This is a genomic window from Blautia sp. MB18-30 (assembly GCF_023669475.1).
GTDB lineage: Bacteria > Bacillota > Clostridia > Lachnospirales > Lachnospiraceae > Blautia_A > Blautia_A fusiformis.
On record NZ_JAMOYY010000021.1, the window covers coordinates 1 to 11,458 of the forward strand.

The 11,458-nt window shown below is 44.7% G+C and carries 10 protein-coding genes; 4 read left to right on the plus strand and 6 right to left on the minus strand.

The window, feature by feature from the left end; genetic code table 11:
* A partial coding sequence (locus tag NCY57_RS10720) for a hypothetical protein (protein WP_250789655.1) occupies positions 1-353 on the plus strand: 353 nt, incomplete at its 5' end.
* A 190-nt stretch (positions 354-543) separates the two neighbouring features.
* On the plus strand, positions 544-1,875 hold the full coding sequence (locus NCY57_RS10725; protein ID WP_022426304.1) for an MATE family efflux transporter: 1,332 nt from the start codon (positions 544-546) through the stop codon (positions 1,873-1,875).
* Positions 1,876-2,112: 237 nt separating this feature from the next.
* Here the strand turns inward: NCY57_RS10725 and nagB are convergent, their stop codons facing one another.
* From nagB to NCY57_RS10755, 6 genes are all read right to left on the minus strand, one after another.
* The gene (gene nagB, locus NCY57_RS10730) at positions 2,113-2,856 is read right to left on the minus strand and encodes a glucosamine-6-phosphate deaminase (RefSeq protein WP_015525385.1); all 744 of its coding nucleotides are present in this window, start codon (positions 2,854-2,856) and stop codon (positions 2,113-2,115) included.
* A 103-nt stretch (positions 2,857-2,959) separates the two neighbouring features.
* On the minus strand, positions 2,960-4,270 hold the full coding sequence (locus tag NCY57_RS10735; RefSeq protein WP_021653144.1) for an alpha-L-fucosidase: 1,311 nt from the start codon (positions 4,268-4,270) through the stop codon (positions 2,960-2,962).
* A 30-nt stretch (positions 4,271-4,300) separates the two neighbouring features.
* Positions 4,301-5,146 carry a carbohydrate ABC transporter permease gene (locus tag NCY57_RS10740; protein ID WP_021653145.1) on the minus strand — a complete coding sequence of 282 codons (846 nt, stop codon included), beginning with the start codon at positions 5,144-5,146 and terminating at the stop codon, positions 4,301-4,303.
* Positions 5,147-5,166: 20 nt separating this feature from the next.
* A complete protein-coding gene (locus tag NCY57_RS10745; RefSeq protein ID WP_044962507.1) occupies positions 5,167-6,087 on the minus strand; it encodes a carbohydrate ABC transporter permease in 921 nt (306 codons plus the stop codon).
* A 90-nt stretch (positions 6,088-6,177) separates the two neighbouring features.
* Positions 6,178-7,533, minus strand: a complete 1,356-nt coding sequence (locus NCY57_RS10750; protein ID WP_250789656.1) for an ABC transporter substrate-binding protein — start codon at positions 7,531-7,533, stop codon at positions 6,178-6,180.
* Between the two features lie 64 nt (positions 7,534-7,597).
* A complete protein-coding gene (locus NCY57_RS10755) occupies positions 7,598-8,962 on the minus strand; it encodes an alpha-L-fucosidase (protein WP_268872678.1) in 1,365 nt (454 codons plus the stop codon).
* Positions 8,963-9,205: 243 nt separating this feature from the next.
* Here NCY57_RS10755 and NCY57_RS10760 point away from each other — a divergent pair, with 243 nt between their 5' ends.
* Positions 9,206-10,270, plus strand: coding sequence for a LacI family DNA-binding transcriptional regulator (locus NCY57_RS10760; protein ID WP_021977201.1), 1,065 nt, complete (start codon positions 9,206-9,208; stop codon positions 10,268-10,270).
* 3 nt (positions 10,271-10,273) lie between these two features.
* On the plus strand, positions 10,274-11,290 hold the full coding sequence (locus NCY57_RS10765; RefSeq protein ID WP_250789657.1) for a LacI family DNA-binding transcriptional regulator: 1,017 nt from the start codon (positions 10,274-10,276) through the stop codon (positions 11,288-11,290).
* Positions 11,291-11,458: the final 168 nt, after the last annotated feature.

An 11,458-nucleotide genomic window follows, 5' to 3' on the forward strand; every position in this document is an offset into this window, starting at 1 on the left:
CTTTTTTCCCATTTTTTACAATTTTATCATTTTACACAAAACATATGTTTAAATTTATTTATGTAAATCAGGTCATCCACATGGTTATCCTTGTGGATAATGTGGATAAATTTGTGCATAACTTGATTATTGGCGGATTTGCGGATTTTTGTCATGTGGAAAACTTTTTGGAAAGTTTTTCACTTATCCACCATGGTTCGACAAGTTTTGTGCATATTGCCAGAACGACCTTTTCAGGGCTGATATTGCCCGTATCCGCACGCACCTGTCTAATGTTGCCAATCCTCTCCGATTTTATATCAAGCCTTTCTTTTTGCAGCTTTTTATGGTGTTTCTCCTGCGTGCGGTCTTGACATCAGCACTGTTTTTTGTTAATGTGAAAACACTAAAACAACGTGTGGATTTTTCAGTTTTGAACTTTTTTCGCCACACAATCTGTCCGATTCGAGAAGACAGATTGTGTGGCTTTTATTATGCACAAAAAACACGCTCTGTTTTCCGCACCTGATATTCTTACGATTCTGATATAAAGGGGGATTTTTCATGAACAGCACATTTATGAAGGAAAAGCCTGTCGGCCCGCTGCTGGCATCCATGGCGCTGCCTATGGTCTTTTCCATGCTTGTAAACTCACTATACAACATTGTGGACAGCTTCTTCGTGGCACAGATCAGCGAGCAGGCCATGACCGCCCTGTCCCTTGTCTATCCGGTCCAGAACATGATCAACGCCGTTGCCATTGGCTTCGGAATCGGAATCAACGCCAGAGTTTCCTATCACCTTGGCGCAGGCGACAAAAAAATGGCAGACACTGCCGCAACCCACGGATTTTTTCTGTCTGTGATCCACGGGATCCTGATGACCGTGATCAGCATCGCTGTTATGCCCGTATTCCTTCAGATGTACACCCAGGATGAAACCGTGATCCGGATGGGGCTGGAGTATTCTACCATCGTTTTCCTGTTTTCCACAGTAATTGCCATCAGCCTTTTCTTCGAAAAACTTTTCCAGGCTGTAGGACGGATGAAAGTATCCATGCTCGCCCTGCTTGTGGGATGTATCAGCAACATCATCCTGGACCCGTTCCTGATCTGGGGAATCGGCTTTTTCCCGAAGCTGGGTATCCGGGGCGCAGCTCTGGCTACTGGCATCGGCCAGGTGCTCACCATTGCGGTCTATATGGTCTTTTATATCCTGAAGCCTATTCCTGTACGTGTAACGCCCAAAGCCCTGAAAACAAGCAAAGAAACGGATCTGAGCCTGTATGCCATCGGTGTTCCCGCGATCCTGAACCTGGCACTGCCATCGTTTCTGATCTCTTTTCTGAACTCCGTGCTGGCCGCTTACTCGGACAGCTATGTGGTAATCCTTGGCATTTATTACAAACTGCAGACCTTCCTGTATCTCCCGGCCAACGGAATCATCCAGGGAATGCGCCCGCTGATCGGTTATAACTTCGGTGCCCGCGAGATGAAGCGTGTGAAAAAAATCTTCCGGCTCACCCTGGAATCCAGCTGTGTGATCATGCTCTTTGGAACCGTTATCTGCCTCCTGGCATCCGGACAGCTTATGGGACTTTTCACAACTACCCCGGAAACCATTGTCGCTGGCTCCAGAGCACTGAAGATCATCAGCGCCGGCTTTCTTGTTTCTGCTGTATCCGTTACCACTTCCGGTGCCATGGAAGGCCTTGGAAAAGGCACGCAGTCCCTTGTAATTTCCCTTTTCCGCTATGTGGTCGTTATCATGCCCACCGCATATCTTCTGTCCCATTTTATGGGTCCTGATGGCGTATGGAACGCATTCTGGATCACAGAGGTGTTTACAGCCATCGTTTCTGTCATGATTTATCACAAAACGTTGAAAAAAGCCTGAGAATGCAAATGTCCGGCCCACCGGCCTGTTTGCAGCCACCTGCAGGTTTACGTCCCGAAAGCACAAAAAGCTTCGATCCACTCTCTGAGCACATCGCTCATCGATGAGAGTTAGATCGAAGCTTTCTTTATTAACCAAATCAGGAAAATCCCATGAGTGATCCCTGATATCCTCTTGACTCAAACGGATATCCGTGATCTGCGTTCATTTAATTCGCGGAAATTTCCTCTGTATCTCTTACAGCAGTCCTTTCTCACGGATCAGCTTTAAAGCGCCTTCATCGGCCACTACCGTCACATCCGGGTGAAGCTGCAGGATAGATGCCGGCACGTTGGGCGTGATCGGTCCGTAGAGAGATTTGTAAAGGGCATCTGCCTTTGCCTCTCCGGTAGCGACCAGAAGGATTTTCTTTGCAGTCATGATGTTTTTGATACCCATGGTATATGCCTGCTTCGGCACATCATCCATAGTCTCAAAGAATCTTGCATTTGCCTTGATGGTGCTCTCCGTAAGGTCTACGCAGTGAGTCTCCTTCTCAAATGCTGCACCCGGCTCGTTGAAGCCGATGTGACCGTTTCCGCCGATTCCAAGCAGCTGCATATCGATACCACCCACGCTGCGGATGATCTCATTGTAATCCGCGCAGGCTTTCTCACTGTCCTCTTCCAGTCCGTTTGGCACATAGGTTCTTGCCTTATCGATATTTACATGGTCAAACAGATTTGTGTTCATAAAATAACGATAGCTCTGATCGTTATCTCCGGAAAGTCCTTTGTATTCATCAAGATTTACGGATGTGATCTGCGAAAAGTCCAGATCTCCTTTTTTGTACCACTCGATCAGCTGCTTGTACATTCCCACCGGTGTGGAGCCTGTAGCAAGTCCAAGAACAGCATTTGGCTTCATGATGATCTGTGCAGACATGATGTTTGCTGCTTTTCTGCTTACGTCATAGTAATCTTTTCCTGTATAAATGATCATAATCTTTTCCCTTCTCCTTATGGTAAAAAAGAACAACCGGATAACTAAGATTCACATATCTCCTGCTTTTCCTGTTGTTCTTTTTTATTATTGATTCGTTTTTTTACTCAGCCATCTCTACTTCGAGAACATAGTCTACCGGGTCAGGAAGTACCGGGTCAGGTCCCAGATCAACGAATGCGATATCCGGGTAATCGCTGTGCATCCATGCATTGGAGATCGGCACCTCATGTCCGTCATCCAGCGCACGCACCTTCACGATCTTATCCTTATCAAATCCCAGAAGCGGAAGTGGTCCCAGTGTATTCTCATAAATATGCACATAGTATTTGTTTCCGTTTCTGGTGATACGTCCGTAATCCGGCTTCGGAATGTTTTCAGCCGGTACACAGCCGTAGATACTGTCATGATTCTTATCCATCCAGCGACCGATCTCAGCTAGGATCGCAGAAGATTCCTTCGGGAATTTACCTTTGGCATCCGGTCCTACGTTCAGGATCATATTTCCACCCTTGGAAACGCACTCTACCAGCTTCTTGATCAGCATGGAAGCCGGTTTGTAATAATGGTCGTTTGCACAGTATCCCCAGTTGTTGTTCATGGTGAAGCATGCTTCCCAGACCATCGGGTTGCCTTCCTTATCGCAGATTCCTTCCGGCGGGATAATCTGCTCAGGGCTTACGAAATCGCCATGGTACGGTGTCGGATCACACTCATACAGGGATCCTCTTCCCTCTCCGCTGGCTTCCAGACGGTTATCGATGATAACCTGCGGCTGTAAGCTGCGCACCATGTTGATCAGCTTGGTTGCGCCCCATTTTTCCCCTCTCATATCGTCGTAGGAGAAATCAAACCAGATGATATCGATCTGTCCGTAGTTTGTACAGATCTCTTCTACCTGATTATACAGATATTCTGTATAACGTGAGAAATCACGGTTCTCATTTCCGCACTCTTTGTGGTTTCTCATCGGATGGATACGATCTCCGTAATGCGGATAATCCGGATGATGCCAGTCAAGCAGTGTGAAATAGATTCCAACCTTAAGGCCTTCCTCACGAAGTGCCTCTACATACTCCTTGATCAGGTCTCTTCCTGCCGGTGTGTTTGTTACCTTGTAATCTGTGTATTTACTGTCAAATAAGCAGAAGCCGTCGTGATGTTTTGCTGTCAGGACTACATATTTCATACCTGCAGCCTTGGCCTCTTTTGCCCACTGCTTCGGGTTGTAGTCTCTTGCATCAAATTCTTTCATAAACGGAAGATATTCTTCCTCAGGTATTTCCTCTACGCTTCGTACCCACTCGCCTCTTGCAGGGATAGAATATAATCCCCAGTGGATAAACATTCCAAAACGGGCATCCTGGTACCACTCCATACGTTTTTCATATTCTTTTCTGTCAAACTGATACATGATTTTTTCCTCCTGTTTAGATTAAAAGCATCAGCCTTTGATAGCTCCGGAAAGCATACCTTTTTCAATCTGTTTATGGAACACGATGTAAATGATAAGCATCGGAATTACGGACATTACTACATATGCAAACTGACTTCCGATCTCCTGTGTATGTGCAGAAGAGAAGTTCAGCATCGCACGTGAAACTGTGAAATATTTGGTATCTGTCATCAGGATCATGGAGAATACAAGTTCACTGTATCCATAGATGAATACGAAGATCGCCTCTGTTGCGATGATCGGCTTGCAAACAGGGAAAAGGATCTTCCACAGCAGCTGCCAGTTGTTACATCCATCAATGATCGCCGCCTCATCCAGGTTCCTGGAGATTCCATCCATGAATCCTGTATAAAGGAATATCGCCTGGGACATACCAAACGCAACATAGATCAGGATCAGGAAGAACAGGTTGTTCTTTGCATTTAATGCTGTTGCAATGTTGTTGATCGGGATCAGTGTACAGTGAACCGGAACCATTACTCCGATCATGAAGAATACATATACCCATTTCAGGAATTTGTAATCTTTTCTTGATAAGATGTATGCTGCCATCATTCCGACTACAGTATTAAATACAGTTGTCAGAGTCGCTACAACCAGGGAGTTCTTGATGGTATTCAATGCATCCGCTGTTTTGTTTGCGCTGATATAGTTCTGGAACATAATCTTCTTAGGGAAGCTTAACAGGTTCAGGTAAATCTCTGAGTTTGTTTTGAAGGAAGCCATTACGGTCACTACTACCGGAAACAGTGTAACAACTGTCCACAGGATCGCGATAATGTACAGCGCTATCTTTCCTCCATGCATTTTCTGTTTATTAGCTGTTTTTTCCATATCGTCTCTTCTCCTTCCGCCTACATTGCAAGATCTTTATCTTCACGGAACAAATGATTGGTCACAAGACTCAGCACAACACCCAGCACTAACAGAATAACGCCGTATGCACTGCTTCGTCCGAACAGCTTATAGGAGAATCCCTGTGTATAAAGCATGATTGAAGGTGTGGAGCTGATATCGTTCGGGCCTCCTCTTGTCATTGCCCAGATGATATCGAATACTTTCAGACATCCTGTAATACACAAAATAGAGAATACCTTGAAGGAGTTTTTCATCAGAGGAAGGATGATATAGCGGATCCTCTGCCATCCTGTAGCACCATCCAGCGCTGCAGCCTCATTTAACTCATCAGGGATCGCCACCAGACCAGCTGCAAAGATCAGCATGTTATATCCGGCATACATCCATTCGTTTACCAGAACAACGATCCAGACGTTTACAGTCTTTATCGTCAGCACATCAGGGATCGTACCATGAAGGCCGAAAATATTTTCAATGGTATTAAAGATACCAAAGTTCGGATTTAACATAAATGTCCACATCAGGGCTACTGCTGTTGTTCCTAACATATTCGGAAGGAAGTAGCAGGTTCTGAAGAATCCGGTTCCCTTGATCTTTGCAGTTACCAGCATTGCGAGACCAAATGAAAGCGGCATCAGGATAACGAAACCACCGATCATAAAGTACACACTGTTGAGCATTGCATTCCAGAACAGCTTATCTGAAAAAATCTTCTGATAGTTCTCAAGTCCTACCCATTGCTTTGCCGCACCAAACATACCGTTCCATTTACGGAATGATAAGCCTACGGTATCAAAAACAGGGTAGATGACAAAAATAACAGTTATTAAAATTGCCGGAAGAAGGAACGCTAAAGAAAGCGTAAGATCTTTTTTATCCAGCTTCTGTTTTACCTTTGGTACAGATTTACCTGCCATATGTATACCTCCGTAATAAACAAGGGGAAGCAGATGATGCTTCCCCCTGTTTCTCTTATCCACACATCATGCGTTCAGTCAAAATTCTCTTTATTCGTAAGCAGACATTTTGTCAACGATATCGTCTCCAACTTCCTGTGCACTTGCGCCTGTCGCTAATGCCTGAAGAGAATTACGGATTGTATCCATAGCTGCTGTGTTGCTGTCATATGTAGGAATCTCAAGTTTAGACTCTGTATTCTCAGCCATGATCGCATTTACATCGTCAAGCAGATAGTTACCTGTATCAATCGTAACCTTCTCAGCATATGTTGTCGGGCTGGATTTGCACATTTCGTTGATGGAATCTACACTTGTAAGGTATTTGATGAATTTAACAGTTGCTGCGATTTCCTCATCGCTCTTGTTTAATGTAGTGATGTAGTATGTATCAGAACCGCCGCCCATCTCTACAGTCTTGTTTTGCTTGTCGATATAAGGAATTCTTGTAACACCGATCTTCTGAGCATCGAAGAGAGTTGTATCGGAGTCATTCTGGAAGTTACCGCAGTTCCATGTTCCGTCAACTGTGAATGCAGCTTTTCCTGCCTCGAACATATTTCTCTCTGTGTTGAAGTCTGTGCTGAGGATTCCGTCTCCCCAGTATCCTGCATCAATCATATCTTTCATCTTCTGATAGATTGCAACCATCTTCTCGCCGTTGTAAGCCTCTTTGTCGCTTGCAAGATCATCTGCGATGCTTGTTCCGTAAGCTTTCAGAGCAAGAGCACTCATCAGATGCTCGAAGTGATAGTTATCTTTGTCAGAGTAGTTGAATGGCTGGATTCCTGCATCTTTTAATTTTGCGCAGGCATCAACAAGATCATCCCAGGACTCCGGAACATCTACGCCAACCTGATCAAGGTAATCTTTGTTGTAGTAGAGACAGAGCTGATAAGCGGACCACGGAATACCATAGGTTCCTTCAATGCCGTCAAACTGTGTTGTCTCCCATGCAAAATCCTGAACTCCCTCTTTCCATTCCGGATACTGTTCAAAGTATGGTGTCAGATCCAGTATATATCCTGCATCTACATACTCTCTTGTACGGCTTCCGCCATACTGAAGGAATGCGTTCGGTACATTACCGGAAGCGAAATCTGTTGTAAGCTTCTCTTCGTAATCAGACTCTGTAGAAATACTCTCATCTGTTACATGGATCTTTCCTTCGTTCTCTTTATTGAACTCTTCAAGTGCTTTGTAATACCATTTAGCCTGTCCGTCTGTATCAGATCCGTTGTTAAATCTGAATGCTACACGAAGCTCAACGTTTTCAAAATCCATATTGTCTACATCGTAGTTTGTGTCACCCTTTGCAAATACGGCGCTTCCTGTTACGCCTACTGTTGACATTGCTGTTACACCGGCGAGACACAGTGTTGCAACTTTTTTCATTCGTTTCTTCATGAATAAATCCTCCCTTAATATGATTTTTTATTATATAGTTTTCCCCTTGATGTTCATAAATTGATCAATCGATGATCGCCTCAAAGATCGGCTCTTCTTCCTCAAGCTCCAGGCATACACAGTAGTTCTTTGCCCCCTGAAGCTTCTCCGGAAGCTCTACCTCTATCATCGAGTTTCCTTCGCAGCACTTTAATGCGCGGCACGGAAGCTTTTCTCCTGTGCTTACCACATATGCACCCTTTAACTGATTACCGATGTTCAGCAGTTCAACTCGATATCTCGGTGCAAGGACGTGTACGTAAAGCTTATGTGGTCTCTTTGTAAATTCAATGCTCGGGATCTCATACGGATAGATACCAACATTCTTGGTTCCGTAAATTGCTTCCGCATTCTCAGTCACGTATTTACCAACCTCATTCATAACCTCGACACAAGCTTCCGGAACAGTTCCGTCTGCCATTGGTCCTACGTTCAGCAGGTAATTTCCGCCTCTGCCGACGATCTTGAGAAGAAGGTTCAGGATATCATCCGGATTCTTCCAGTTTGTATCGTATTTATTATAACCCCATGTATCATTTACAGTTGCCGGTACTTCCCAGTCACCGTCGTATGGAAGACGTGGAATAAAGTTATCACCGGTGGTCATGTAATCGCCCTTCTGGTGTCCGATACGTCCGCTGATGATGCAGTCAGGCTTAATACCCTTAACCCAGTCTCTTAATTCCTGAGCTTCGTCTGCGGTCATTCCCATCGGAGTATCAAACCAGATCAGGGAAATATTATCGTAATTCTCAAGAAGCTCTTTTAACTGCGGTTTGCATTTCTCATCGAAGTATATACGGAATTCCGGCTTCCATTCGTTCTTGTCTTCGTAATCCTTCTTATAGGCATTGTCATCATCCCAGTCCTGAGCCTGTGAATAATAGATACCCATTGTCATGTCATATTTCTTACAAGCATCGGAAAGCTCTCTTAAGATATCTCTTCCTGCAGCCTTCACTACATTAAAATCACTGACCTTGGAATCGTACATTGCGAATCCCTCGTGATGCTTGGAAGTAAGAACGATATATTTAACACCCCACTGCTCTTTCGCTCTTTTCACAAACATGTCCGCGTCAAATTTGTCCGGATGGAACTCATCTTTCAGCTTTCTGTAATCTTCCTTGTCAATGTTGAGATTGTTCTCGATCCACTCTGCGATACGGTCTGTCTTGGTGACCTCGCCGGTCTTCGGATCTTTCCATTCTCCTGCAAGGATGGAATAAAGTCCCCAATGGATGAATAATCCGTATTTGGCATCTTTATACCACTGCTGCTTTGTGTCTGCCATAACCTTCTCCTTGTTTCGTATAGCTGATTTTCTTGTTGCATAAAACGTTTCGTTTTTTGTTAAGACTATCTTACCGCATCCGAAGCAGCTTTTCAAGTAAAATCATAGGGCAAAAATCATTTTTCCTATTTTTTACAATTATTTCGTCTTGTTTTTGTGTGCTTTTTCGTATCAGGTTTTGTTAAACGTTTCATTTTTATCAATTTTCTGTACAATACGCTCGTTTTTTCTGATACTTTATGTGTAAAAAATGCCATGTGTATTGAGGCATTTTCTTTTTCATGATATAATATGAAAATACTCTATTATCTGTAAATGTATCAGAACCGGAGGTTTTACATGAACGTTACGATCAATGATATCGCCCGTGCGACAGGCCTGTCCACCGCAACGATCTCCAAATATATAAACCACAAAAAAATACGGGAAGAAAATCGTATCCTTATAGAAAAGGCAATTCAGGAGCTTGGATATACCCCAAACCGGAATGCCCAGCTTCTCCGTGCCAAAAACACACATACCATCGGTATCCTGATCTCAGATCTTGGTAATTATTTCTGGGGCGAGCTTGTCAACTCCATTATCAAGCATTTCACGGATCATGGCTATACAGTTATTGTCTGTTCTTTCTTTTTTGAACATCAGAAGGAGATCGATACGATACAGGATATTATCTCCCAGCACTTTGACGGAGTCATCATGCTCCCATCCTGCTGGCATGATGACCTGTACCAGCTCTTACAGAATGCCGGCATACCGGTTGTAATGCTCGATCAGATTCCTGCTTCCATGAGACATTTTCCTGTAGACTGTGTTATTTCTGATAATTACAGAGGCGGTGCACTGCTGGCAGAGCACCTTTTGGAAAAAGGCCACACAAAGGTCTGGATCATGGAACAGTATCTGGACTCCTACACCATCGAGCAGCGGATCCAGGGCTTTGTGGATGTATATCAGAAAAATGGCATTGACCTTCTGAAACAGCAGGATTCTTTTCCCCCTGTTTCTTTTGGTTCCACTGCAGAAACGATCACCCAGAGCAACCTGCATTTCCAGAAGCTTATTGATTCTTCCGATCCCCCTACTGCTGTTTTTTTTGACTGCTATCTCTCCGCAATGGGCGGTTTAAGCGCTGCCAGCCAGGCACGAATTTCCGTTCCTCAGGATATTTCCTTTGTGTGCTTTGATGATGATCCGCTTTTCAAGACCATGAGCGCGACTATGACCTGCGTCTCACAGGATCTGACAAGCATGGGGAAACATGCTGTGGAATTACTTTTAAAAAGGATCCATGGAGACTATACGGATTTTCCCAAAATAGACATGCTGGATGTTGTATTCCACCCGCGGCGCTCCGTAAAAGACCTGTCCGAACACAACAGTACAGCATCCGGAAAGGATTGATTTATGAGTGCAACCATCAAGGACATTGCCAGAGAAACCGGTCTGGCATTGGCCACCATTTCAAAATATATCAACGGCGGAACTGTACGGCCGCAAAACAAAAAGCAGATCGACGAAGCGATCCGGAAACTGAATTACGTTCCACGAAACACGGCCCGGGAACTTCGTTCCTCCAAGACTTACCGTATCGGTCTGGTATCCGGTCCTCCCAATACTCCGCATAATGCTTTTCTTCTGAGCAAAATAGAAAACACCATGCGCGCTCACGGTTATTCTCTCACATTTATGAGCGGCGACAAGTATAAGGATCATGTCAATAAATTCGTCCCTCACATGCTCCGCTCTGGGATCGACGGCCTTATCATTACCTCTTTCAGTCTGAACCAGGACATCTGTTCTGCTGTGGAACACGCCAAAATCCCTGTTGTGGAGCTGGAAGAACACAGCCATTTCCACCGTACAGACTGTGTACAGACCAGCTGTACCTCCGGAGCCTACGAGATCGTGGAGCATCTGATAAAAATGGGGCATCAGAAGATCGCCCTTGTCACCGGTTCTCCTGCATCCTATACTGCATGTGAACGAAAAAAAGGCTATCTCCGGGCACTGGAAGACTACGATATTCCGGTTAATCCCGATTATATCATCGCTGAAAATTACACAAACGACTTTGGATATCAGGCAATGCAGAAATTATGGAATCTTCCGGAACGTCCGACTGCCGTATTTTCTGCGAACTATACACTATGCCTCGGTATTTATGAAGCGATCTACAGCCTTGGCATCCGGATCCCGGAAGACCTGTCTGTTGTCTCCTTTGATGATTTTGAACTGTCCATGCTGCTTTCTCCTCAGCTGACCGCTGTCCGTCAGCCGCTGACCGGTCTGGCAGAGCAGGCCTGTGATCTGCTGCTTCGCAGAATGAACGGAGACTACAGTGATTTTCCAAGGACGATACGCCTGAAGCCAGAATGTATCTACCGGGATTCCGTGCGTGATCTCTTTTCTGATGCTAAGTAATGCAAAGCAACTTTTATTACGGCAATTTCGGGAAGCACAACAGGCATTTTCATTCCGATCTGCCCGCATATTCTGAGCATCTGAACCACTGCAATAATTTCACAGCTTTTACAAAGGGCACAGACCGTCACCGACACAGTCGATGATACGGCCTGTGTTCCTTCTGTA